Annotated in this window: 22 protein-coding genes, 12 tRNA genes, 1 rRNA gene, 1 pseudogene and 1 other annotated feature; of the genes and pseudogenes, 32 read left to right on the top strand and 4 right to left on the bottom strand. The window is 37.6% G+C overall.

Translation table 11 applies throughout. The features are described from left to right. Positions 1 to 70 precede the first annotated feature (70 nt). The 21 genes from rrf to LMF32_RS13035 all read left to right on the top strand — a co-directional run bounded on the left by rrf (position 71) and on the right by LMF32_RS13035 (position 8,451). Positions 71 to 186, top strand: a 5S ribosomal RNA gene (gene rrf / locus LMF32_RS13135). Positions 187 to 197: 11 nt separating this feature from the next. Next, positions 198 to 271, top strand: a tRNA-Asn gene (locus tag LMF32_RS13130). 46 nt (positions 272 to 317) lie between these two features. Then, positions 318 to 407 (top strand) — tRNA-Ser (locus LMF32_RS13125). Between the two features lie 19 nt (positions 408 to 426). Next, positions 427 to 498, top strand: a tRNA-Glu gene (locus tag LMF32_RS13120). A gap of 24 nt (positions 499 to 522) precedes the next feature. Next, positions 523 to 595 (top strand) — tRNA-Val (locus LMF32_RS13115). A 14-nt stretch (positions 596 to 609) separates the two neighbouring features. Next, positions 610 to 682: transfer RNA gene (locus LMF32_RS13110), tRNA-Asp, on the top strand. Positions 683 to 719: 37 nt separating this feature from the next. Further along, positions 720 to 792 (top strand) — tRNA-Phe (locus tag LMF32_RS13105). Between the two features lie 5 nt (positions 793 to 797). Further along, positions 798 to 881, top strand: a tRNA-Tyr gene (locus LMF32_RS13100). Positions 882 to 886: 5 nt separating this feature from the next. Then, positions 887 to 957: transfer RNA gene (locus tag LMF32_RS13095), tRNA-Trp, on the top strand. Between the two features lie 19 nt (positions 958 to 976). Continuing rightward, positions 977 to 1,049, top strand: a tRNA-His gene (locus LMF32_RS13090). A 7-nt stretch (positions 1,050 to 1,056) separates the two neighbouring features. Next, positions 1,057 to 1,128: transfer RNA gene (locus tag LMF32_RS13085), tRNA-Gln, on the top strand. A gap of 14 nt (positions 1,129 to 1,142) precedes the next feature. Continuing rightward, positions 1,143 to 1,213 (top strand) — tRNA-Cys (locus LMF32_RS13080). Between the two features lie 34 nt (positions 1,214 to 1,247). Continuing rightward, positions 1,248 to 1,332: transfer RNA gene (locus tag LMF32_RS13075), tRNA-Leu, on the top strand. 125 nt (positions 1,333 to 1,457) lie between these two features. Then, entirely contained in the window at positions 1,458 to 1,643 is a 186-nt protein-coding gene (locus tag LMF32_RS13070) for a hypothetical protein (protein WP_188204936.1), read from the top strand. Positions 1,644 to 2,181: 538 nt separating this feature from the next. After that, the gene (locus tag LMF32_RS13065) at positions 2,182 to 3,741 is read left to right on the top strand and encodes a phosphoenolpyruvate carboxykinase (ATP) (protein WP_230525125.1); all 1,560 of its coding nucleotides are present in this window, start codon (positions 2,182 to 2,184) and stop codon (positions 3,739 to 3,741) included. Between the two features lie 119 nt (positions 3,742 to 3,860). After that, positions 3,861 to 5,282, top strand: coding sequence for an oxaloacetate decarboxylase subunit alpha (locus LMF32_RS13060; protein WP_230525019.1), 1,422 nt, complete (start codon positions 3,861 to 3,863; stop codon positions 5,280 to 5,282). A gap of 15 nt (positions 5,283 to 5,297) precedes the next feature. Continuing rightward, the gene (locus LMF32_RS13055) at positions 5,298 to 5,615 is read left to right on the top strand and encodes an OadG family protein (RefSeq protein ID WP_230525018.1); all 318 of its coding nucleotides are present in this window, start codon (positions 5,298 to 5,300) and stop codon (positions 5,613 to 5,615) included. Between the two features lie 15 nt (positions 5,616 to 5,630). Continuing rightward, positions 5,631 to 5,969, top strand: coding sequence for a biotin/lipoyl-containing protein (locus tag LMF32_RS13050; protein WP_230525017.1), 339 nt, complete (start codon positions 5,631 to 5,633; stop codon positions 5,967 to 5,969). A gap of 18 nt (positions 5,970 to 5,987) precedes the next feature. After that, the gene (locus tag LMF32_RS13045; RefSeq protein ID WP_230525016.1) at positions 5,988 to 7,121 is read left to right on the top strand and encodes a sodium ion-translocating decarboxylase subunit beta; all 1,134 of its coding nucleotides are present in this window, start codon (positions 5,988 to 5,990) and stop codon (positions 7,119 to 7,121) included. Between the two features lie 28 nt (positions 7,122 to 7,149). Continuing rightward, a complete protein-coding gene (locus LMF32_RS13040) occupies positions 7,150 to 8,271 on the top strand; it encodes a sodium ion-translocating decarboxylase subunit beta (RefSeq protein ID WP_230525015.1) in 1,122 nt (373 codons plus the stop codon). A 27-nt stretch (positions 8,272 to 8,298) separates the two neighbouring features. Further along, entirely contained in the window at positions 8,299 to 8,451 is a 153-nt protein-coding gene (locus LMF32_RS13035; protein ID WP_177192553.1) for an OadG-related small transporter subunit, read from the top strand. A gap of 53 nt (positions 8,452 to 8,504) precedes the next feature. Here the strand turns inward: LMF32_RS13035 and LMF32_RS13030 are convergent, their stop codons facing one another. Beyond that, positions 8,505 to 9,143 (bottom strand): DUF624 domain-containing protein, encoded by a 639-nt coding sequence (locus LMF32_RS13030; protein WP_230525014.1) that lies wholly within the window; start codon positions 9,141 to 9,143, stop codon positions 8,505 to 8,507. Further along, positions 9,130 to 9,789 (bottom strand): annotated as a pseudogene (locus LMF32_RS13025) (carbohydrate ABC transporter permease); the annotation flags it as partial. The pseudogene LMF32_RS13025 and the gene LMF32_RS13030, both read right to left, overlap by 14 nt. 356 nt (positions 9,790 to 10,145) lie before the next feature. Between LMF32_RS13025 and LMF32_RS13020 the strand changes: the two are divergent. Then, entirely contained in the window at positions 10,146 to 11,420 is a 1,275-nt protein-coding gene (locus tag LMF32_RS13020; RefSeq protein WP_230525013.1) for an aminotransferase class I/II-fold pyridoxal phosphate-dependent enzyme, read from the top strand. 88 nt (positions 11,421 to 11,508) lie between these two features. Next, positions 11,509 to 12,075, top strand: coding sequence for a YtxH domain-containing protein (locus LMF32_RS13015; RefSeq protein ID WP_230525012.1), 567 nt, complete (start codon positions 11,509 to 11,511; stop codon positions 12,073 to 12,075). Positions 12,076 to 12,123: 48 nt separating this feature from the next. On the opposite strand, the gene LMF32_RS13010 is transcribed toward LMF32_RS13015, so the two are convergent. Then, a complete protein-coding gene (locus tag LMF32_RS13010) occupies positions 12,124 to 12,561 on the bottom strand; it encodes a DUF2188 domain-containing protein (protein WP_230525011.1) in 438 nt (145 codons plus the stop codon). Positions 12,562 to 12,752: 191 nt separating this feature from the next. Between LMF32_RS13010 and LMF32_RS13005 the strand changes: the two genes are divergently transcribed. From LMF32_RS13005 to yidD, 7 genes are all read left to right on the top strand, one after another. Then, positions 12,753 to 13,649 carry an NAD-dependent epimerase/dehydratase family protein gene (locus LMF32_RS13005; RefSeq protein ID WP_230525010.1) on the top strand — a complete coding sequence of 299 codons (897 nt, stop codon included), beginning with the start codon at positions 12,753 to 12,755 and terminating at the stop codon, positions 13,647 to 13,649. A gap of 32 nt (positions 13,650 to 13,681) precedes the next feature. Further along, entirely contained in the window at positions 13,682 to 14,536 is an 855-nt protein-coding gene (locus tag LMF32_RS13000; RefSeq protein WP_230525009.1) for a methyltransferase domain-containing protein, read from the top strand. Between the two features lie 273 nt (positions 14,537 to 14,809). After that, entirely contained in the window at positions 14,810 to 16,000 is a 1,191-nt protein-coding gene (gene queG, locus LMF32_RS12995) for a tRNA epoxyqueuosine(34) reductase QueG (RefSeq protein WP_230525008.1), read from the top strand. 33 nt (positions 16,001 to 16,033) lie between these two features. Then, positions 16,034 to 16,543 carry a tRNA (uridine(34)/cytosine(34)/5-carboxymethylaminomethyluridine(34)-2'-O)-methyltransferase TrmL gene (trmL, locus tag LMF32_RS12990; RefSeq protein WP_188204923.1) on the top strand — a complete coding sequence of 170 codons (510 nt, stop codon included), beginning with the start codon at positions 16,034 to 16,036 and terminating at the stop codon, positions 16,541 to 16,543. Between the two features lie 333 nt (positions 16,544 to 16,876). After that, positions 16,877 to 18,631 carry an ABC transporter ATP-binding protein gene (locus LMF32_RS12985; RefSeq protein WP_230525007.1) on the top strand — a complete coding sequence of 585 codons (1,755 nt, stop codon included), beginning with the start codon at positions 16,877 to 16,879 and terminating at the stop codon, positions 18,629 to 18,631. Further along, on the top strand, positions 18,615 to 20,360 hold the full coding sequence (locus LMF32_RS12980; RefSeq protein ID WP_230525006.1) for an ABC transporter ATP-binding protein: 1,746 nt from the start codon (positions 18,615 to 18,617) through the stop codon (positions 20,358 to 20,360). Before LMF32_RS12985 ends, LMF32_RS12980 begins: the two co-directional genes overlap by 17 nt. 109 nt (positions 20,361 to 20,469) lie before the next feature. Beyond that, entirely contained in the window at positions 20,470 to 20,727 is a 258-nt protein-coding gene (gene yidD, locus LMF32_RS12975) for a membrane protein insertion efficiency factor YidD (protein ID WP_230525005.1), read from the top strand. An 89-nt stretch (positions 20,728 to 20,816) separates the two neighbouring features. Here yidD and argS read toward each other — a convergent pair whose 3' ends face one another. Further along, positions 20,817 to 22,511, bottom strand: a complete 1,695-nt coding sequence (gene argS, locus LMF32_RS12970; RefSeq protein WP_188204921.1) for an arginine--tRNA ligase — start codon at positions 22,509 to 22,511, stop codon at positions 20,817 to 20,819. 210 nt (positions 22,512 to 22,721) lie between these two features. Next, positions 22,722 to 22,949, bottom strand: a binding site (T-box leader). A gap of 173 nt (positions 22,950 to 23,122) precedes the next feature. Here argS and argR point away from each other — a divergent pair. Together argR and LMF32_RS12960 are read left to right on the top strand one after the other, a co-directional pair. Further along, a complete protein-coding gene (gene argR, locus LMF32_RS12965) occupies positions 23,123 to 23,581 on the top strand; it encodes an arginine repressor (RefSeq protein ID WP_092481030.1) in 459 nt (152 codons plus the stop codon). 218 nt (positions 23,582 to 23,799) lie between these two features. Beyond that, on the top strand, positions 23,800 to 23,991 hold the full coding sequence (locus LMF32_RS12960) for a hypothetical protein (protein WP_230525004.1): 192 nt from the start codon (positions 23,800 to 23,802) through the stop codon (positions 23,989 to 23,991). Positions 23,992 to 24,476 lie beyond the last annotated feature (485 nt).

Genomic DNA, 24,476 nt, shown 5'->3' with positions numbered 1-24,476 from the left:
TGGATTCAACGGATCCGAACGAATGCGATATTAGACAAATCCAGTTTTGAGAGCGCAAGGTTCTCATATGTGTGGTGATGATGGCAAGAAGGTCACACCTGTTCCCATGCCGAACACAGAAGTTAAGCTTCTTAGCGCCGAAGGTAGTGAGGGGTTTCCCCTTGTGAGACTAGGACGTTGCCACGCATAGTTTTTATTCCGCAATAGCTCAGTTGGTAGTAGCGCGTGACTGTTAATCACGATGTCGCAGGTTCGAGTCCTGCTTGCGGAGTTACATAGTATTTTTCATGTATAGGGTACCAAGGATACTTGAATCTGGAGAGTTGTCCGAGCTGGCCGAAGGAGCACGATTGGAAATCGTGTAGGCGGTGAAAACTGTCTCAAGGGTTCGAATCCCTTACTCTCCGTTGAAAAAATGTAAATCATGGCCCGTTGGTCAAGCGGTTAAGACACCGCCCTTTCACGGCGGTAACACGGGTTCGAATCCCGTACGGGTCATTTAAAAGGTTATTATTTAAACCTGGAGGTTTAGCTCAGTTGGGAGAGCATCTGCCTTACAAGCAGAGGGTCAGCGGTTCGAGCCCGTTAACCTCCATTGCAACAAATTATGGTCTCGTGGTGTAGGGGTTAACATGTCTGCCTGTCACGCAGAAGATCGCGGGTTCGATTCCCGTCGAGACCGTCATTTTAAAAAATGAATAGTATTACCTAAAAGATATGGCTCGGTAGCTCAGTTGGTAGAGCACTTGATTGAAGCTCAAGGTGTCGGCGGTTCGATTCCGTCCCGAGCCATTGTTGGAGGGGTAGCGAAGTGGCTAAACGCGGCGGACTGTAAATCCGCTCCTTCGGGTTCGGCAGTTCGAATCTGCCCCCCTCCACCATTTTTAGGGGTATAGTTTAATGGTAAAACTATGGTCTCCAAAACCATCGATGTGGGTTCAATTCCTACTACCCCTGTTGTTTAAATTAAATCATGGCGATTGTGGCGAAGTGGTTAACGCACCGGCTTGTGGCGCCGGCACTCGTGGGTTCGATTCCCATCAGTCGCCCTTTTTTTGGGCTATAGCCAAGCGGTAAGGCAAGGGACTTTGACTCCCTCATGCGCTGGTTCGAATCCAGCTAGCCCAGTTACTTAAAAATATGGCGGTATAGCCAAGTGGTAAGGCAGAGGTCTGCAAAACCTTCATCACCGGTTCAAATCCGGTTACCGCCTTATCTATAAAGATTGAAAAATTGCATTATGTTATGCCGGCGTGGCGGAATTGGTAGACGCGCTGGACTCAAAATCCAGTGCCCGTTGAGGGCGTGCCGGTTCGATTCCGGCCGCCGGTATCAAAGCAAAAACTGAACTCGCTGAGTTCAGTTTTTTTTATTTTCATAATAGTATAAAATATTTTCCAACCGATAGTAAAGCTCTGTTATACTAGGTGTAAGAAAAAGAAGAGGAGACTATGGTGATGAATAAGCGTCTTGGCAAATGGCAGATGATTGTTGGCAGCCTGATTATAATTTTGGGAGCAGTAGCTATGACCATACAACCCTTTGTGGCAGTTTTTGTAATTTTATATGGAGCCTACATTCTTTTTGTAGGATATAGAATAAAAAGTGGAGATCATCCCTTAAATAAAGATAAAAAAGAGTAAAATAAAAAAAGAATCAAAAGGCATTGTATTTAAAACTTTAAAAACCTTTAGTAGTCACATAGACTTCTAAAGGTTTTTTTATAGGCTATTTTTATAATAGGTGTTAGTCATTTTAAACAGGTTCTATAAAGTTCATAAGAGATAGCATTATAGTATGAAAATTAGAACTTGTAATTAATAATAGAGGGAACACAAAAATTGTTAAATTTAAAAGTAAGCCCTTTTAATAATGGATGTTTTCTGTTACTATGAGGGTGTATTAGACGTATAAATATAATAGATATATTCAAAGTTATATAAGTGTCAGTGAGAGTTCGACAAAGAATTTTCATTGATTGATTCTAGAAAAAAGGCAGGTGAATAAAGTTGATGTAAGAAATAAGAGCAGTAAATCAACATGTTGTTTGGTGAAAAGATTCCATAATACTGTAAAAAGTTAGGGGTGCAGCCATTGTCAACAAAAGATAGATTTTTAAAAAACGAAATTCGCCGATCCAATCATCTATTTTCTCCCTTACGTTCTATTGTTGAAACTTCTATGTACAGCAACAACGTCCAACCAATAACTTCGTTAGACCAAGCCTATCAAACAGCTCATGATGCTATAAATACAATAGTTACTGATTTGCCAGTTAAATTTCCTGATAAATTAGGGTTACCTTCTAATGCTAAAATACTCGTAGAAAATGGGAATTCTGTAGTAGGAAGAACCGCTGCAGCTAAAAGAATATACGGAGAAAATCCCGAAGAAGATGCTAAGTTGAAAACTTTAGTTCTGGATGCTATTTATGATGGAACAAAAACAAACCGATACAAGACTACAGCCTATGTTGGATTAGATCCTGAATTCATGGTAAAAGCTCATTTGACTGTACCAAAAGGGCAAGAAAACAATCTGTATTCCTGGTTGCTCAATTTTCAAGTCACTAATGAATTCTATAATGATCTATATAAGGATTCCAAAGAAATCAATGAAGGGGACATTTTGATTTACCAAGATGCAAATTGGCATCATCCTGATTACCCACTAGGATTAGCTTACTTTGATTCTGCACATAATTGCGCGATTATTCTTGGAATGAATTACTTTGGAGAATTAAAGAAATCGACTTTAACATTAGCCTGGAATATTGCTCATAATATAGGATATGTTTCTTGTCATGGTGGTCAGAAAAAGTTTGTATTGAAAGAAAATGAAAGTTATGTGGCTGCCTTTTTTGGATTGTCTGGATCTGGGAAATCGACCTTAACACATGCTAAACACAATAATAAATACGAAGTAGAAGTATTACATGACGATGCTTTTATCATTTCATTGAAAAATGGTTCTTCTATTGCGTTGGAACCAGCATATTTTGATAAAACTCAAGACTATCCAGCGGATCATCCTGAAGTGGATTATTTTGTGACGGTTCAAAACGTTGGTGTGACGCAAGACGAAAATGGGAATAAAGTACTGCTGACGGAAGATTTGCGCAATGGAAATGGTCGAACAATCAAATCACGGTATTCAACACCAAACCGAGTAGACAAATTCGAAGAACCGATTAATGCGGTGTTTTGGATCATGAAAGATGACTCTTTGCCGCCGGTATTGAAAATCAATGATCCGATTCTGGCCACAACCTTTGGAGCAACCTTAGCTACTAAGAGAACGACTGCTGAACGATTGAAAAAAGGAGTAGACATCAACAAACTTGTCATAGAGCCTTATGCTAATCCATTTAGAGTTTATCCGTTGATAGATGATTACAATAACTTTAAATATTTATTTGAAGAATTAGGAACGGATTGTTACATCTTAAATACAGGCTTCTTTTTAGATCATAAGATACCTAAAGAGGTTACACTAGGTGCTATCGAATCTATTATTGATGATACAGCTGAGTTTCAAGAGTTTGGACATTTAACAGACATCCAGTATATGGTCACTGAAGATTTTAAACCAGATTTTACGGATTCTTCTTATGTTTCATTAGTAGATGAAAGAATGAAAATGCGTGGAGAATTTATTCGAGAACAAGGTCAAAAGAATGCATTAAATGTGTTGCCTAATGAAGCTCTAAAAGCAATCTTGAGCCTAATAAACGAATCCTAAATAATAACACGAAAACGAGTTGTATGATGTAGCGATCATTCAACTCGTTATTAGTTCATCACAAAACAACTTCTTTTTTGCATAATTGTATACGGTCGTTTGGAATGGGAGTGATACCAATGACAGATAAGATGATCGGAATAACGGAAACCGTCCTTCGAGATGCACACCAGAGCTTGATGGCTACTCGAATGTCCACCAATGATATGTTGCCTATAATTGAGAAAATGGATAAAGTAGGATATTTTTCACTAGAATGTTGGGGTGGAGCAACATTCGATGCAGCTATCCGTTTTTTAAATGAAGATCCATGGGATAGACTGAGAGAAATACGAAAGCGTGCTCCAAACACGAAGCTGCAAATGCTGTTAAGAGGGCAAAATTTATTAGGGTATCGTCATTATGCTGATGATGTGGTAGATAAGTTTGTTGAAAAGTCAGTTGAAAATGGGATCGATATTTTTAGGATTTTTGATGCTTTGAATGATGTTCGGAATTTAGAAGCTTCTTTAAAAGCGGTGAAAAAGTACGGTGGACATGCTCAATTGACCATTTGTTATACCATCAGTGATGTGCATACCACTCCTTATTTTGTAGAATTGGCTGCAGAAATGGAAGAAATGGGAGCAGACTCCATCTGTATCAAAGATATGGCAGGAATCTTGACTCCTCATGTGGCAAAAGAACTGGTTCATGCGATCAAAAATGAGATCAGTGTACCTTTGAGTATACACACACATGCTACGAGTGGTACTTCACATATGACTTATTTAACAGCAGTAGAAGCTGGAGCCGATATCATTGATACAGCAATCTCACCTTTTGCAGAAGGGACAAGCCAACCTCCAACAGAAACAATGGCCATTTGTTTAAATGAAGGCGAACGGAAAACAACATTAGCTGTACCTTTATTGGAAGAAATTGCCGATTACTTCAAACCAATTCGCGACAAATACCTTGCTAATGAACTGTTGAATCCTAAAGTAATGGGTTCTGACCCAAAAGCGTTAATTTATCAAGTTCCTGGGGGGATGTTGTCTAATTTGCTGTCTCAATTAAAACAAGCTAATGCAACAGACAAGTATGATGAGGTGTTGAAAGAAGTTCCGCGTGTCCGTTCTGATTTAGGTTTTCCGCCTTTAGTTACCCCAATGAGTCAAATGGTCGGTACACAAGCAGTTTTTAATGTATTGGCCGGTGAGCGCTATAAAATGGTGCCTAATGAAATCAAAGAATATTTACGTGGTTCTTATGGGAAGACTCCGGTTCCAGTCACTGAAGAATTTAGAAAGTCGATTATTCATGATGATACGGTTATTACGGATCGTCCTGCAAATCACATACCTTCTGAATTTCAGCGCTTAAAAGAAGAGTTAGGGTCTCTTGCACGAACTGATGAAGATGTATTGACTTACGCACTTTTTCCGCAGGTGGGAAAAGAGTTTCTAGAAAAGAAATATCATCTGCAGGAAAAAAATAATCCAATCAACAAAGAAGATAAGAAAGAGAAAGAAGTCATTCGTATTTCGGCGACTATGTAGGAAAAGAGGGATAGTATGAGGGATTTTACTATCATGGATGGTGTAGTTGTTGCTGTGGTAAGTATCTTAGTAGTTTTTTTGGTCCTGATCGGTCTTCAAATCGTTATCAACTTGTTTAAATTTTTTTCTGGAAAAAATTATAATCTACAGAAGAAAATGAATAAGGAAGATATTAAAGAAGAAAGGAATTACCAGCCTGATCAAACGCCTTTTATAGATTTACCAGTAAATGAAGAACTGAAAACAGTCGCGGCTTTAACGGCATTAATACTTGCGAATAACGATCGTCAAGATAAGCAGTATCGTATTATTTCAATCAAAAGAATACGTTAGTTTGGAGGGAAATTCATGAAACATTATGAAATCACTGTTAATGGACAAGTCTATCAAGTGACTGTAGAAGAAGTCGATGCGGCAGCTTCCACCTCAAATCATCAACAAAAACCGCCTTTGCAGCAGTCAATTGTTTCAGAAAAAGCTACTGTCGTTGCCCCGATGCCAGGAACGATTTTACGTGTACTAGTAAATGAAGGACAAACCATAAAAGCTGGAGAAGTACTTTGTATATTAGAAGCTATGAAAATGGAAAATGAAATTGTAGCACCAACTGATGGAGTGATTGCAAGTTTAAAAATAGGCGCTAATCAAAAAGTAGATTCAGGTGATTCATTGGTTGTAATATCATAAGGCAAGGAGGAGAAATATGTGTTAGAGCCGTTAAATAAACTCATAACCTCTGCGGGATTGACTAACTTGAGTTATAAGGACATTATCATGATCCTAATTGCCTGTCTCTTTCTTTATTTGGCAATCAAAAAACAATATGAACCTTATTTATTGCTTCCAATAGCCTTTGGTATGCTATTAGTGAATCTGCCTTTGACAAATCTGATGGTCTCAGCAACTCAGGATGAGTCGGGCGGGCTGCTGTATTATCTTTATCAAGGAACAGAATTAGGGATTTATCCTCCATTGATTTTTTTATGTCTGGGATCGTCGATCGATTTTGGACCATTAATTGCAAATCCGATCACATTGTTACTTGGAGGTGCAGCTCAAGTGGGGATTTTTATTGCTTTCTTCGGGGCTTTAGCTTTTGGAATGACTCCAGAAGAAGCTTCATCCATTGGTATCATTGGAGGCGCTGACGGACCGACAGCTATTTATTTAACCAGTCAATTAGCGGAACACTTACTACCTATTGTTGCGCTAGCAGCCTATTCATATATGGCGCTAGTCCCAATTATTCAGCCACCAATCATAAGGGCATTGACCACTGAATCTGAACGGAAAATAAAAATGGAACAATTAAGACCAGTATCAAAACTTGAAAAAATCTTATTTCCAATTGTTACTACGATATTTGTTGTCTTATTAGTACCGTCTTCAGCACCGTTGATAGGGATGTTGATGTTAGGAAATTTAGTGAAAGAAAGCAATGTTGTTCCTAAAATAACTGAAACTTTGCAATCATCGTTTATGTTTATTGTAACAATATTACTAGGCATAACGGTCGGAGCTAAGGCTAACGGGGATATTCTTTTAACGGCAGAGACTCTGAAAGTAGTGGTACTCGGTTTGATTGCGTTTGCTGGAGGAACAGCAGGAGGAGTCTTAGCCGGAAAGGTGATGTGTAAATTATCGAATGGCAAAATCAATCCTATGATTGGAGCAGCAGGTGTTTCAGCGGTTCCGATGGCTGCTCGGATAGTGCAGAAAGAAGGGGTTAAAACCGATCCATCTAATTATCTGTTGATGCATGCTATGGGGCCAAACGTAGCGGGTGTAATAGGTTCAGCGGTTGCAGCAGGAGTATTGATGTCTTTCTTTGGCAACTAGTTGACTCCAAGGGGCAGGAGGGGTTTATGTGGAATCGTTTGTGGATGGAATATCAGCTGTTAGTACAGGTCAAGTGGGTATGATAGCTATTGGAGCGTTGTTGATCTATTTAGGGATTAAAAAGCAATATGAACCGACGCTTCTTATACCAATGGGAGTTGGAGCAATTTTAGTGAATATTCCTCATTCTGGATTGATCAGTCAGGAAATAAATGGAGTTGAACAAGAAGGAATCTTAGATGTTCTGTTTGATTTTGGAATCTCCAACGAATTGTTTCCTTTATTGATTTTTATTGGCATTGGAGCTATGATCGATTTTGGTCCGTTATTAAAAAATCCATTTATGTTTTTATTTGGTGCAGCAGCTCAATTCGGTATCTTTTTTACAATTTTAGTTGCGATCATTTTCGGATTCGACTTACAAGAAGCGGCAACTATAGGAATCATTGGAGCGGCAGATGGCCCTACTTCCATTTTTGTGAGCAATCAATTAGCTCCACATTTATTAGGCCCTATTACTGTAGCAGCATACTCTTATATGGCTTTGGTTCCAATCATTCAACCAATTGCTATCAGAGCAGTTACCACCGAAAAAGAGCGCAAAATCAGAATGAATTACAAAGCAGAAGCCGTATCAAAGACGACTAAAATCATTTTCCCCATTGCGGTGATTTTGATTGCCGGTTTCGTTGCTCCAGCATCATTGCCTTTAGTAGGTTTTTTGATGTTCGGCAATTTCATCCGGGAATGTGGAGTGTTGGATCGATTGAGTTCTTCAGCGCAAAATGAACTGGTCAATTTAGTCAGTATTTTATTAGGACTGACGATCTCAGTAAAAATGACAGCTGATCAATTTTTGCGGTTGGATACTTTGCTGATTATTGCATTTGGATTAGTAGCCTTTGTCATGGATACAGTGGGGGGAGTTTTATTTGCCAAGTTGCTGAATCTTTTTCGAAAAGATAAAATCAATCCGATGATCGGTGCTGCGGGTATTTCAGCTTTTCCGATGTCGGCAAGAGTGATTCAAAAAATGGCACATGAGGAAGATAATCAAAACTTTGTATTGATGTATGCCGTAGGAGCGAATGTTTCTGGACAAATCGCTTCAGTAGTAGCCGGGGGATTAGTATTGAATTTCTTTACTTAAGATACCCACAAGAAAGGGTGCAAGGAAATGTTTAATGTTGATTATGCAGCTTTAGAAAAAGGATTAGAGTTGATGGGTGTCGGTATGCTGGGGATTTTTACGGTTTTATTTATCTTGTATCTGATCAGTATAGTATTGATTAAATTATTTCCAGGAAAAGAACGTAAAGATATTGTATAGGTTAAAAATAAAGTAAAAGCCGAGCACTCAAAAAGAGGGTTCGGCTTTTACTTTTAATATTCTTCGGAAATTTTTTTCTTTCTCCGCATAGAGCTGTGATAGATCGCTTTATTAGTATACATCGTCGCTAAGCCTACTATGCCGCTGCCGGAAAAAAAGAACAGCAGAGCTGGAAATCTTAAAAGAATAATGACCAGCAACATACAGGACACTGCTAATAGCAGACTCAGTACTGGATGGCCAATCATCAACCAAAAAGCGGCCAATAATTGTTTAGGCCCAGATCCGCTTAATTTTTTGCTTAAAGAGAAGTAATACAATGCAGTTAAGCTGAACAAAATAGTCGTCATGTATAAGACGTATTTGTAGATGTGCAGCCAAGATTGCGTTTGAGCTAGAAGAGTTAAAATCCAGCTGTCCAACAATAAGACGACTAAAACTCCCCATACAAGTCCGCCACCTTTATAGCTATTCCAGAAATCCTTCTTGAAAGAATGCCAAAAAAATTTTGCGGTCGAAGGTGTGTCTTCTCCTTTTGACCATAAATAAAAAAGACGAAACAAAGCATTAGTAGAGGGGATGAGTGTAACTATAGGTAGAGAACACAACAACCACATTAGATTCGCTATAGCCAAACGAGAAATCCATTCCGTGGCAATAACGATTCCATTTGAAAAATCAAATTTTTTCATACTTGATACCCTTCCTGTAGATATGGCTAGTTACCCTTTTTGTGCCTCCTGTTAAATCCATTCCTTGAATAAAGTATTTTTGAGCAAAGAAGAATAATAAAACAGTAGGAATCATGACCAAAGTGGCTCCAGCCATCAAATAATTCCATTGAGTAGAAGATTGACTTTGGAACGTTTGCAGTCCAATCTGCAAGGTATACATATCTTCATCATGAATATAAAGTAAGGGTCCAAGGAAGTCGTTCCAAGCTCCGTTGAATGAAGTGATTCCAATAGTGATTAAAGCGGGTTTAGTTAAAGGAACCATCAAACGGCTCCAAATAAACAAATGATTGGCTCCATCGATTTGAGCAGCTTCTATTAATTCGTCATTGATGGATAAATAAAATTGTCGCATCAAGAAAATATTGAACGCACTCCCGAAGAAAGAGGGAACGATCAACGGTAAATACGTTCCTACCCATCCAATCTTGGTGAACAAAACGTATTGAGGAATCATGGTAACAAAACTAGGAATCATCATTGTAGCTAATACGAGAGAAAACAATAGATTTTTACCAGGAAACTCAATTTTAGCAAAACCATAAGCAATAAAGGAATTAGAAACAACATTCCCTAAAACGACAAAGAAGGTAATGAATAGAGTTTTGCCAATATGATCACCTTGACCTTTCTGTATATGTAATATGAGCAGCCTGAAAGACGACACTTGCTAATAAAGCGGTGTCATCAAACGAACTTCTTTAAAATGATGATATACTATAGTTTCGAAGTATTCAAACAATTACCCTTCAGAATTGCGGAAATTACTGTCCATATACAAGCTAAAAGCCTTGTATTAAAACCTTTGGATGCACAAATCAAATTGAGAGCGGGAAACCAAATGCTTTAAACCTAAAACAGTTGTGGAAGCAAGTGTATACTTTTTCTTTCTTTACTATACAATATTGGATATAATTTACAGTATGAAGAACGTATTATTCTTTTAAGGAGAGCATAGAGATGGAAAAAACAACTGCAGAAAAAAAACAGCGTCTAACTGAATTGAAAGAATCATACGAGACCGTTAAAAAAAATCCGTTGCAATTAAATTTGAAAAGAGGGGTTCCTGGAAGAGATCAGCTTCAACTATCTGAACCTATGTTGACTGTACTAACGCCTGAAGATTTATATGAAGAAACCGCGGCTGACTTTCGAAACTACGGCATACTGACAGGAATTCCTGAAGCTAAACAATTCTTTTCTGAAGTGTTGGAAACTGCACCGGAAGAAGTCATTGTTGGAGGAAACTCTAGTTTGCAATTGATGTATATGGTATTAGCCAGCAAGTTGTTTTTAGGTCAGCCTGATCGAAAATCAGCTTGGTCTCAAGAAGAGCAAATAAAATTTCTTTGTCCAAGTCCAGGATACGATAGACATTTTAATGTAACAGAAAAATTAGGCTTCGAGTTGATCTCGATCCCTATGACGGATACAGGACCAGATATGGATGAAGTGGAAAGATTAACTGCCAGTGATGCTACTATAAAAGGCATCTGGTGTGTTCCAGTGTATAGCAATCCAACTGGCACGACTTATTCGGATGAAGTGGTCGAACGATTGGCCAGTATGAAGACCTTGGCAGAAGATTTCACTATCATGTGGGACAACGCTTATGTAGTCCATCATTTAACAGAGACTAAAGAGCAAGTCAAAAATCTATTAGATACGTGTAAAAAATATGGGACAGAAAAACGAGCGTGGATGTTTTGTTCAACATCTAAGATTACTTTCCCTGGAGCAGGAGTAGCTGCACTGGCATCGTCTAAAGAAAATATCGAGTGGTTTACTGACATTCTATCTGACCAAACGATTGGATTTGATAAAGTAAATCAAAAGAGACATGTAAAATTCTTGAAGAACAAAGCTCATTTAATGGAACATATGGAAAAACACGCGGCACTCTTACAGCCGAAATTCCAAAAAATTGATACATTATTATCTGATTACTTCAAAGATGAAAATATCTTGGAGTGGACGGTTCCTAATGGAGGGTACTTTGTACATTTGACTACTCAAGAGGGCTGCGCTACTCAAATAGTTGAAGCTTTAGCTGCAATCGGAGTAAGTGTAACAGAAGCGAATTCCTCTTATCCTTACAGTACTAATCCTAAAGATAACAGTATTCGATTGGCCCCAACGTCTATCCCTGTAGAAGAAGTGGAAGAAGCTGTTCAAATGATTTGTTTGTGTGCAGAGATGGTTACTTTAGAAAAAGACCTTCAGTCGAACAAATAAAGTGTGTATTTTTTATTGAAATGCTAGACTGATAGAGACAAGATCAGAATAAGTCGATAAAACTATTAATGAAAGCGAGTGGATGAAGATGTCTAAAGGAACTTTTTGGTTAGGAGCCGCTATTGGAGGAGCAGCTGCTTATGCGGCCGCAATGTTGTATGCACCTAAATCAGGTCAGGAATTACAAGAAGAGTTAAGAGAAAAAGCTGATTACACGAAAGAAACCAGCAAAGATTATTATGATATTGTAAAAACGAAGAGCGGCGATGTTAAAGCTATGCTGCAAGACGCATCCCATGATGTGTCGACTAGTTTTAAAGAGGCTTCTCAAAAAATATCAGGACAAGCCAAAGTAGACGGACCTATATTAAAAGACAATCTTAAAGGATTGACAAAGAAAAACTCGATGAGCAAAGAATTGCTTAAAGCAAATTTAAAAGCTGCTACTCATGACCTGAAGCAAACGACTACAGAATTGAAGACTGATCTAACTGAGACAGGCAGCGCCGTAAAAAACGTTGCTGGAGAACTAGCTAAACAGTCGAAACAAGAAATGAATGAAGCAAAAATTGAAAGACAAGGCGAAAGAGAATACGAGTTGTATCAAGACGCTTTCCAAGAAGAACTGGATCTAGAAAATTCTTTTAAAAATTAATCCAAAAACACCTGCAAGCTATCCTTGCAGGTGTTTTTGAGTTCATTTTCAATCCTTTTGTTTTTTGCCTTCTTTTGTATAACGAATGACGGATGAATCTTTATTTTCAGCAATTTCTTTGGCACGTTTTACAGCATCGGCTTTTTTATCAAATGTCTCACTAGGACGTTTGGCCCCTTTTGTCTTGACTACCCAAGACTCATCTTCGAAAAGAACTTCTACATCTTTATCCAATAAATCAGGATTTGAGTGTGTTGAATCGTGACGGTCATTTTTTGACGGGTTAGCCTCTTTTTTATAGTCATTTTTTTCTTTTTCAGAAGCATCCTCCATCCATTCTTTTGCTTGTGAAATCGCAATCGGAATAGCTTTATCCTCTGGGTAATCATTATCCAATAAGGCGTTGGCAATGTCGATAGCTTTTTTGCGTAACAATGGGTCGAAATTTTTAAAGGCATTTGGATAGTCGTTCATATTCCATGGCATAGGAGTCATCCTTTCAATAGAGATTGTTTTTTTTAATGTACCATCGATGACTTTGACCAGCAAATAAAAGGGTTTACGATTTGCGCAAAAAACAAGTTCATTAATGTAAAAGGATATAACTTATGGTACAGTTAACGTATAAAAAAACTGAAGCTTACAAAAGAAATGCTATTCTTGTGAGGAGGGAAAAAATGAAGAAAGTACTTATTTTAGGCGGGACTAGATTTTTTGGACGTAAAATAGCAGATAAATTGTTATCAAACGGTTATCATGTAACATTTGCTACAAGAGGAAATAATAAAGTTCCTTATGGGAAAAATGTTAGCCACGTTATCTTAGATCGTTCTGATCCATCACATGAAGGCTGGAATCAATTAAGTCAGACTCAATGGGATGTTGTCTTAGACAATATTTGTTTTACAAAAGAAGATGCAAAATTGATTCAAGAAAAATTAGCCGGAAAAGTTGAGTATTATTTATTTACTTCAACGTTATCTGTCTATAGAGGAAGTAAAGGCGGCTTTAGTGAAACCGACTTTGATCCTTGGTTATTTGATATTGATTTAACGAAAAAAGTTACGTATGGAGAAGGAAAAAGACAAGCAGAAAAAGTGTTGTTTGAAGATGAAGCTTTTCCTACAGCAGCTTTGAGAATTCCTATCGTACTTGATACAGATGATTACACGCAGAGGTTGCATTACTACATTCGTCACATCATGAATGAAGAGAGTTTCCGATTGTATCGAGCAGATGCGCGTATTAGTTTTATTAAAGGTAGTGAAGTGGCAAATGTGATGATGTGGATGATCGAAAATCATAAAACAGGTGTCTATAATGCCAGTTCAAGTGAAACGATCGAAGTGGAAGAGCTGATGCAGATGATTGAGAAAGCTGTTGGAAAAAAAGCGGAAATCGAGTACAGTTCTAGTGACGAAAATCAGTCTCCATTCAGTTTGAAAGAAGACAGTTATTTGAAAGTCACTCGATTAGAAAAAGAACACTATCCAGTACCTGGTTTAATCAGCTGGTTGAAGCCGTTGATTTATGACTTAACTGCTCAGATCAGAAAAGAACAAACAGCATCATAAAAAAGAATTTATTATTAAGGAGTTTTACGAGGTTGAAAAAGATTGAAAGAGCTAAACTTTTTTTGCAAGAACACATGGATTTGTTTCAGTGTCCCATTTGCAAAGAATCTTTTTATAAAATTGAAGGAAATAGTTTAGAGTGCGGCCAAGGTCACTCTCTAAACATTTCCAAAAAAGGGACAGTTCATTTTTTGACAAAAACAATGTCTAATGATTATACGGCAGACATGTTGTCACCACGTTACAGAATCGCTCAAGCGGGATTATTTAATGAAATGTTAGAAGTTATTTACTCCCATATTGATGCTGCATCAGGAACTACGATCGATGTTGGTTCTGGAGAAGGGTCGCAATTAAATTATTTGTCTCAGTTAGGATTGAAAGGCGAACAGATCGGGTTTGATATTTCTAAAGATGCTATATCTTTAGCAGCCAGCCATTTTGAAAATGCTTTTTGGTGTGTCGCTGATTTGGCCCAATCTCCATTTGCAAGTGAGCAGTATGACACCTTATTGAATATATTCTCACCTTCTAACTACAAAGAATTTCATAGGATGTTGAAACCAAATGGAAAATGTTTGAAAATAGTACCAGAAAAAGATTACTTGATTGAGTTGAGAAGTTTATTGTATCGAGATAGAGAAGATAAGCAATCTTACTCGAATGATAAAGTGGTGGCAAAATTTAAAGAACATTTTAAAGATACTCAAACGGATACGATCAAATACACTTTCCCACTGACGCTTGAGAACTACCACGACTTGATTGAAATGACACCATTAAGTTGGGGAGCTAGTCAAGAATCGATTGATTATGCTCGTTCTCATCCTCTTAAAGAAATCACGATTCATGTACGGTTATTAGTTGGAAAAAAGGATAAAGTCTAAAGTCACAAAATGGACAAAAATACTTCAGCGTATTCCCTTGCATTAGTGCCATCGTGATGGTATATTATTATTTATAAGCCAAACAGGTTCATTCGTTTTTATCAGTAATCCCATCAGATGTTGATAAAAGTTAATGAGTACAAAATGGCTCACCAACGTATCGTTTCGCAGTGCTGGACACCGAAGCGATACGTTTTTTTTTGTCTAAAAAAATATACCGTCGAGTATCCTAAAAAAGCAACATTGTGTTAAAATAGAATGGATTCTTATACTATGGCAACAACTAAAAGGTTGGGATTTGATATGGTCAATGGGACGGTATTAAAAGAACGGATCATCGAAGAGAGCAAGCGAATCGGCATTGATAAAATCGGTTTTACGACGGCGGAACCGTTTGATGGTTTGGAAGAAAAGTTGCGCACTCAACAAAGCAAAGGCTATCACTCTGGATTCGAGCACAAAGTCATTGAAGAACGCGTTTATCCGGAATTGATTTTTCGTCGGCCTCGATCGATCATTGCAATAGCTTTAGCCTATCCTACAAAAATGGCAGAACCTCCAGAAAGAGAAAAAGGAGTGCGCCGCGGAGAATTTGCACGTGCTTCATGGGGGCAAGATTACCACGATGTCTTGCGTGATCGAATGGACCGCTTGATAGCTTTTATTCGTGAAGCAGCTGGTGAAGAGGCGGAGTTTAAGCCTATGGTAGATACGGGTGAATTGGTGGACGTAGCCGTAGCTCAAAGAGCAGGATTAGGGTTTATTGGAAGAAATGGACTTTTAATAACAAAAGAATTTGGCAGCTATGTTTATTTAGGAGAAATCATCACTAATTTAGACTTTGAGCCAGATGAGCCTGTTCCTTTTGGATGCGGAGAATGTATGCGTTGTGTGACAGCTTGTCCCACAGGAGCACTGTTAGGCGATGGCAGAATCAATGCAAAAGAATGTCTCTCTTACCAAACGCAGACAAAAGGCATGATGGAGGAAAAGTATAGAAGAAAAATGGGACATGTCATCTATGGTTGTGATATTTGTCAAATCGTCTGTCCTTACAACAAAGGGAAAGACTTTCACTTTCATCCAGAAATGGAACCCGATCCGGAAAAAGTTCTGCCGAAACTGAAACCATTATTAACGATCAGCAATAAAGATTTTAAGCAGCAATTCGGCTCAATGGCAGGTTCTTGGAGAGGAAAGAAGCCGCTCCAAAGAAATGCAATCATTGCTTTAGGCAACAAGAGAGACCGGGCAGCACTTCCGGATTTATTGCGTTGTATAGAAGAAGATATTCGCCCGGTGATTCGGGGCACTGCAGCTTGGTCTGTTTCTAAAATCGTCACTAAAAGAGACGAAATGGTATTAGAATTTTTAAGAGAAGCTCTAAAAAAAGAAACCGATGAAGAAGCTTATCACGAAATCACTTTGGCCATTGAAGCCATAGAGAACAAAAAAGGACTTTAATCAAGTGAAGCGAACAGGAGAGAAAAGAAAGACATGACTAATCATATTGCATTATTTGAACCGCTTATTCCAGCAAATACAGGAAACATTGCTCGTACTTGTGCAGCAACAAACACACACTTGCATCTAATTGAACCTCTAGGGTTTAAAACGGATGATAAACATTTAAAACGTGCAGGACTTGATTATTGGAACGATGTAAATATCACCTATCACGCTAATCTAGAAGCATTTTTAGAAGCCAGCAAAGAAGGAGAACTGTTTTTAGTGTCCAAATTCGCCAATCGAACATATAGTGAAGTAGATTACACGGATACTGAAAAAGACTACTACTTTTTATTTGGAAAAGAAACAACAGGATTGCCTGAGGAATTCATGAGAGCGCACGAGGATGAATGTGTTCGATTGCCGATGAATGATGAACATGTACGTTCATTGAATTTATCCAATACGGCTGCGATCATGATTTACGAAGTGATGCGTCAGCAATCTTTTAATGGATTAGAACTGCAACACCATTATGAAAATGATAAAATAGATTAATGTAGAAAATACAGCAAGCGAAAGAAGAGAAATCTTTCGCTTGCTGTATTTTTTATTTTTTTAGAGCAGTATTAAAAATATTGTTATTTTATGATAAAAATTCTTGTTTAATTTTAATGAAAGGGCTACAATATGACTTGTAGGAAATATTACAGAAACGGAGGAGATCTATTATGAAAAATGTTGCATTCTTACGCACTCATAAATACAGATTATCCCTCTATTTAAAAATCGGCGAGTAAGGTAAAGAATCATGCACTCATCTGTTTTTTTATAGATAAGTGCTATTTTTTTGACTTTTTTTAGATAGGGGAGCTAGAAAGTTGGGAGAGAATGAAAGAATTATTTAAACAACTGTGGCCTTTTTTTAAAAGCCACAAGAAAAGATATGGTTGGGGCATATTCGCCATGCTTTTTTCAAATGGTGCAGTGCTGATTCCTCCATATATCATTGGGAATGTCATCGATCAAATTTATTCCAATACGTTAACTACAGAAAAGTTGCTTCTGCAACTGGGTTTATTCTTTTTATCTATCGTAGTGACATACGGAACAGAAGTATTTTGGGGATACTTGTTTTTCGGGGGAAGAAATTTGTTGGCAAAAGAATTGCGCGAACGATTGATGAAACATTATTTACGGATGAGAGCTGCTTTTTACGAAAAGTATCGTACGGGCGACTTAATGGCACGTTCAACTAATGATCTAGATGCTATTTCTGAAATGGCTGGTTACGGTATCATGGTTACCATGGACTCTACGGTATTCTTAGGCTTTATTTTGACCATGATGTTTGTATCTGTATCGTGGAAATTGACGTTATGGTCTATGTTGACGATGCCGATTATGGGGTATTTATTAAAAGTGTTGGGAGATAAAGTCAATAAACGTTACTTAGCCTCTCAAACGGCTTTTGCAGACATCAATGACGATGTTTTAGAAGGAGTAGAAGGCGTGCGTGTTGTCAGAGCATATGTTCAAGAAGATGCTATGGCTAAAAGGTTTGCTGATAAAACAGAGGATGTCTTGCAGAAAAATATTGCTGTGGCTCAAATTAATGCATTGTTTTCACCTATTACAAAAATCTTATTAGGAATCAGCTACGTCATAGCTTTTGGATATGGAGCGATTTTAGTTTCTAATGGAGAATTGTCTTTAGGAAAGTTGATTTCTTTTCAAGTGTATTTAGGGATGCTGGTTTGGCCGGTCCAAGCAGTTGGAGAATTGATCAACCTAGTACAACAAGGTAGTGCATCCATGAAACGGGTAGCAGAAGTGTTGGAAGCCACGGATGATATGGATGTAGAAGGCAGCAAAACGGACTTAGAAGGTCACGATATAGAATATTCAGAAGTAACATTTAAATATCCATCTTCTGAGTCAGCTAACTTGACGAGTGTGGTAGCAAAGATCACACGAGGAAAAACGCTTGGGATCGTTGGAAAAACTGGGAGCGGAAAAACAACTTTTATTCGCCAATTGTTACGTCAATATCCTGTTGGAGACGGAGCTATCAAAGTGGGTTCAGAAGCGATCCATGAATTGAAAAGCGATGTGCTGCGTCCAATGATCGGGTATGTTCCTCAAGACTACACACTGTTTTCTCGGTCCATCAGAGAAAACATCAAATTCGGTAAGGCAGACGCTACGGATGAGGAAATCATGGAAGCCGTTCGACTAGCGAACTTTGAAGAAGACCTTGATCGAATGCCTGAAGGACTGGATACATTGATCGGTGAACGAGGTGTAGCTATCTCTGGAGGACAAAAACAACGGGTATCTATTGCTAGAGCACTGATCAAGAATCCTGAGTTTTTGATTTTAGACGATTCTCTGTCAGCTGTCGATGCAAAAACGGAACAAAAAATTATTGAGAATATTCAAAAAGTCAGAAAAGGAAAGACAACAATCATTACTACACACCGTTTATCGGCGATTCATCATGCGGATTGGATCATTGTGTTGGAAGATGGAGAAATCATTGAAGAAGGAACTCATTTGGAGTTGATTTCTCAAAATGGCTGGTATGGGACCCAATACCAAAGACAACAGTTAAAGGAGGGCTCCATGGATGAAAAATACAGCTAAAGAGTTGGTTCGTTATTCGTTTCAGAAAAAAGTGCATTTTTTCTTTGGTATTCTATTGATGGTTGCAGCCGTTGCATCTGATTTAGCTGGACCTTTGATTATTCGACAAATTATTGATGGAGTAATCGCTCCGTCAAATCAATCCGTGCTAGCTGTAGATTCTTTGCTGCGCTATTTGTCCATTTTCTTTGGGCTGGCTGTCATAACAGCAATCTCGCGTTATTTTAGTTTTTTATTGCTGACGATCGGAGCAAATGAAGTTGTAAAAAATATGAGGACTGATTTGTTTTCTCATGTTCAAAAATTACCGATTCGTTATTTCGATAATTTGCCAGCAGGAAAAGTTGTTTCGAGAATCACCAATGATACAGAACAACTGAGAATTTTTTATGTCGTTGTAGTAGGGCAAGTATTGACCAACTTGATTTATTTGGTGGGAATCTATATTGCTTTAATACAGATCAATGTTTCCTTTGGATTGACGACGATGCTGCTGATTCCATTCTTTATTTTATGGGCTATGGTCTACCAGAAATTCGCTGTTCCGTTTACGACGAAGATCCGTTCTTTAGTCAGTGAGATCAATGGAACATTGAATGAATCGATTCAAGGGATGTCTATTATACAAGCTTATCAACAAGAAGAAAAAATGGAAAAAGAGTTTTCAGACGTCAATGATGAGTGGTATTCGTATAGTTTAAAATTCACGATGCTGGATTCTTTAGGATCTTTTAGTTTTGTAGAAGTAGTCAAAAATATAACTCTGCTATTATTGGTTTTGTATTTTGGAAACGGGTATTTAACAGGGGCTTTAGGTATTACAGTAGGTGTGTTGTATGTGTATGTTGACTATACGACGCGATTGTTTAATCCTATCCAAGGAATCGTGACACAGTACGCATACTTGCAAACAGCAATGGCATCAGCTAAACGAGTATTCGAAATGAAACTGGTCAAAACAGAAGAAGAGCAGACAGAAGAGTTAACTTTTAAAGAAGGAGAAGTATCCTTTGAACACGTTTATTTTGCTTATAAAGAGAAAGAGTACGTCTTGAAAGATATTCACTTTACAGCAAAAAAAGGTGAAACAGTAGCTTTAGTTGGACATACAGGTTCTGGGAAAAGTTCGATCATGAATTTGCTGTTCCGCTTTTATGATCCAACTAAAGGTACCATCAGGATAGATGGTACTCCAACTACAGCCGTTTCTCGTAAAAGCTTACGGAAACATATGGGGATCGTTTTGCAAGATCCTTATCTTTTCAAAGGAACAATCGAGTCAAATATTAGTTTAGGAGAAACTACCATCAGTCGAGAAGCAGTAATCAAAGCCATCGAAGAAGTGGGAGGAGAAACCTTACTGCACAATATGCCAAAGGGAATCGACGAACCAGTAGTCGATAAAGGGAGCACTCTTTCATCTGGTCAGCGTCAGTTGATTTCATTTGCGCGTGCATTGGCTTTTGATCCTGAAATATTGATTTTAGATGAAGCGACTTCGAGTATTGATACTGAGACAGAAGAGATGATTCAACATGCGATGGATGTAGTCAAAAAAGGACGAACAACTTTCATTATCGCCCATAGATTATCTACCATTCAGCATGCGGATCAAATACTAGTATTGAATCAAGGAGAAATTGTTGAACGAGGCAATCATCAGCAGTTGATCCAAAAAAATGGCATTTATGCTGAAATGTACCGTTCGCAAAAAGAGAAAAGTCAATAATGGATGGAACTTATAGAACATGTTCTTTAACGGAAAGAAGTGTTCTTTTACTTTACATTAGTAAGAGAACACTTTATAATGATAAGCATATTAAATAGTAGGTGACTAAATGAAAAAAATAATTATTTTGATGATACGCGGTTACCAAAAGGGTATTTCACCCCTGTTTCCACCTAGTTGTCGTTACCATCCTACTTGTTCCCAATATTCCATTGAGGCTGTTCGAAAGCATGGTGCGTTGAAAGGTTCGATTATGGGGATCTCAAGAATTATGCGTTGTCATCCTTTTGTTAGCGGCGGACATGATCCAGTACCAGAACATTTTACTATAAGACGAAACAAAAAAGAAACCAGCAAGTTCCATTAATTGGACTGCTGGTTTCTTTTTTAGTGTATTCATGAAAGGTGAGGTAAATTCATTAGGAGTAAGTGTATTGCTTCAGATTAATTCGCACTCTACATTTGGTCTGGTGAGTGGACTCCTAATAATCTTAAGTCTTCTTTCAGTAAAATAGCTACAGCTTGAACAAGAGCCAAGCGAGCTGGTTTTTCAGCATCTTCGGTTAAGACACGGCTGTTAGCGTAGTACTTGTTGAAAGCTTGTGCCAAATGAATCGCATGTTTTGCGATGACAGATGGCTCTAGTTTATCAAAAGCACGTTGAACAGTTTCTGGGTATTCTTGGATCAATTTGATAACTTCCCAGCTGTAAGAGTCGTTTAAAGCATAAGCAGCATCTAATGAAAGTTCACCTGCATCAGCTTTACGCAAAATACTTAAAGCTCTAGCTCGAGAGTATTGTACATAAGGTCCAGTTTCGCCTTCAAATTGTACGATTTCTTCGATAGTGAAGTCAAAGTTGTTCAAGCGATCATTTTTAAGATCGTGGAAGACAACCGCTCCGATACCTACTTGGTTAGCAACCGTTTCTTTGTTTTCTAAATCAGGGTTTTTAGCTTCGATTTGTTTTAAGGCTACTGAAACAGCATCATCCAATACTTCTTCTAAAAGAACGATTTTCCCTTTACGAGTAGATAACTTTTTACCATCTTTAGTAATCAAGCCGAATGGTACGTGGTGCATATCTTCAGCCCAATCGTAACCCATTTCTTTTAGTACAGCCTTTAATTGTTTGAAGTGGTTGCTTTGTTCATTACCAACTGCATAAAGAGATAAGGCAAAATCGTAAGTACGTTTACGATAAATAGCAGCTGCCAAATCACGTGTAATGTATAATGTAGCGCCGTCTGATTTTTTGATCAAAGCAGGGTTTAAGTCGTATTTTTCTAGATCTACGATGCTAGCTCCATTGTCGACAGTTAACAGATTTTTTTCTTCTAATAAGTCGACAACTTCTTGCATCTTGTCGTTATAGAAAGCTTCTCCATTGAAAGAGTCAAAAGTGATTTCTAGTTTATCGTAAATGCGGTTGAATTCTTTCATCGATTCAGCCTTGAACCATTTCCATAATTCAACAGCTTCTTCATCGCCATCTTCTAGTTTTTTGAACCATTCACGGCCGTCATCTTCTAAAGCAGGATTTTCTTCTGCTTCATCATGAAATTTTACATATAATTTTAGGAGTTCTTGAATAGGGTTTTCTCTAACAGCTTCTTCGGATCCCCAAAGTTTATAAGCAGTCATCAATTTACCGAATTGAGTTCCCCAGTCGCCTAAATGATTGATCTTGATAGGGTTGTAACCCATTTTCTCAACGATATTTGCTAATGCATTTCCGATAACAGTTGAACGTAAATGACCCAAAGATATAGGTTTAGCAATGTTCGGTGAAGACATATCAATAGGAATGTTTTTTCCTTCTCCGACGTTGTTGGCACCAAAATTGTCTTGTTGAGTAAGGATTTCTTTCAATACAGTTGAGCTGACGAATTTTTTATCTAAGAAGAAGTTTAAGTAAGGACCTACAACTTCTACTTTTTCAACGATTGGAGAGCTGATTTTTTCTCCTAGATCAGCAGCGATTTGCTGAGGGGCTTTACGAAAAACTTTAGCTAATGAGAATGTAGGGAAAGCCACATCCCCATGTTCTACTGATTTTGGTTTTTCAAGTAAGCCAAGAATATCTTCTAAAGATAACGATTCAAAAACGTGTTCGTGTAAAGACTGAGCAATTTGTAATTTGTAATCCATTTTAAAATCTCCTCCGATTAATAATAATTTGGTTTTTATTTTTCATTCTGAATGAATAGTAAATAAGGTGAACGATATTGAACTTTATTTTACGATCAGTAAATCCGGTTCGTCTTAGAATCAATAAGGACGAATAAATCGTGCACGGCTAAAAGTTGATTTTTAGGCAAAAAAATAGCCCTTCTTTAGTTATTTCCATGAATAAACTAAAAAAGAGACGAGAAATTCCCGCGGTACCACTCTCATTGTAATGCCCTAAAGACACAACCACTTGATTCAGGGTAACGGCTTGAATTAGCCGGACAGAACTCATTGGGTTAACCCATTCGTTCATATCTCTCAAAAGTGCGCTTCCTGCAAAACTCTATTACTGGCTTACACCGTCCCAGCTCGCTTTTTAATGTCCTTAAGCAGTACTCTCTTTATCTACGATCGTTTCATTCAATTTTGTACAGCTAATTATAACAAAATAGGGAGTAAGTTGCTATCCTTTTCCTGAAAAAGAATCTTTATTCATTTTTTTTGTAAAATTAGTCGAAATATTAACCGCTTTCTAATGTTTTTTGATATACTTGTAGACAAAGATACGAATTACATATGGAGGTTTTGATATGAAGAAAACAAATCGTCAATTAGCAATTAAACAAATTATTACTAATCGAGATATTTCTACGCAAGATGAATTGCTCCATTATTTAAAAGAAGAAGGTGTGGACGCAACTCAAGCAACGATCTCTAGAGACATCAAAGAAATGAACTTGATTAAGACGTCTACTCCGCAAGGCGGCATGAAGTATACGTTGTACCAAACAAATAACCTTTCCGTTGAAGAGCGTCTGCAGTCAACATTGGGAGATGTGGTAGTGAAATTAGAACGGGTTCAATTTATGACCATTCTGGTGACTATACCTGGTAATGCTCATGTAGCAGCAGCTTTGATCGACACGATCGAATTCCCTGAAGTCGTGGCATCTGTTGGAGGAAACGATACTTGCTTGTTGATTTCTAAAGATGAAGAGAATGCCCAAAAGATGTATGATTATTTGAAACAATTCGTGAATATTCATTAACAAAAACAACTCAATCCTAGATTATTCATACTTTTAGCATTAGTGTCTTAAAATCGGATAATCTTTCGGTTTTGGCCGTATTCCTTTTTCACTCCCTAGGTGATGAAAAAGGACTAGTAAAACATGGATGCATTACGATTTTGAAGTACTTTTATGAAAAGTACGAATAATCTAGGAATTGTTGTTTTAATTAAATTTTATAGAGAGGGGATTTAATTATGTGGTTTTTTATTTTGGTTATTATAGTCGTGGGGATTGCTTCTGCTAATAGCAAAGAAAGAGGAGAAGGAGAATTTGGATGCATTCATTGGATTTTAGCAATTCTCTTTTGTTTTGTTTTTCCACCAATCGTTCCTTTTGTGCTACTTCTTTTGGGGATAGGGTTAGTAATAAATTTTTTCTCACACTAAGTATACATTTCAGACTTAGTGAATTAGATAAACTTCCAGTGATATCTTGTAATAAAGGATTTTCCGAGGGACACTATTTCACATGGCTCGCTACAGATGAAACAAAGTCTTGATCCACTTGATTGAAATCCAATCATTGGTTAGAAATGTCAGATATAATATATGAACTAAGAAGAGTTTATCAAATTTTAGACATAGGACATCATGTAGCATTATATGGTTTTGTGGAAGAAATAGTCTCCACTAATTATAGTTAGTGGACCAGTTCTGTTTGGTTCTTTAAGATGACTGGTTCTCAATGTTAAAGTTTTTCTTATACTTTGAGTGAACTACGAAAAAATTAAAAATGAAATTAATTACCTGAATAATTCATACTTTTAATTAAAACCATGTGAAACTGCCTCACGGCAGCTTACAATTACTTTTTCATCTTCACCCGTTAAGTGATGAAAAAAGAACCCCTTTCTGCTATGGTTAAAGTGACT

The organism is Desemzia sp. C1 (genome assembly GCF_020882875.1).
Taxonomy (GTDB): domain Bacteria; phylum Bacillota; class Bacilli; order Lactobacillales; family Carnobacteriaceae; genus Desemzia; species Desemzia incerta.
This window is presented reverse-complemented; position numbering and strand designations above follow the sequence as displayed.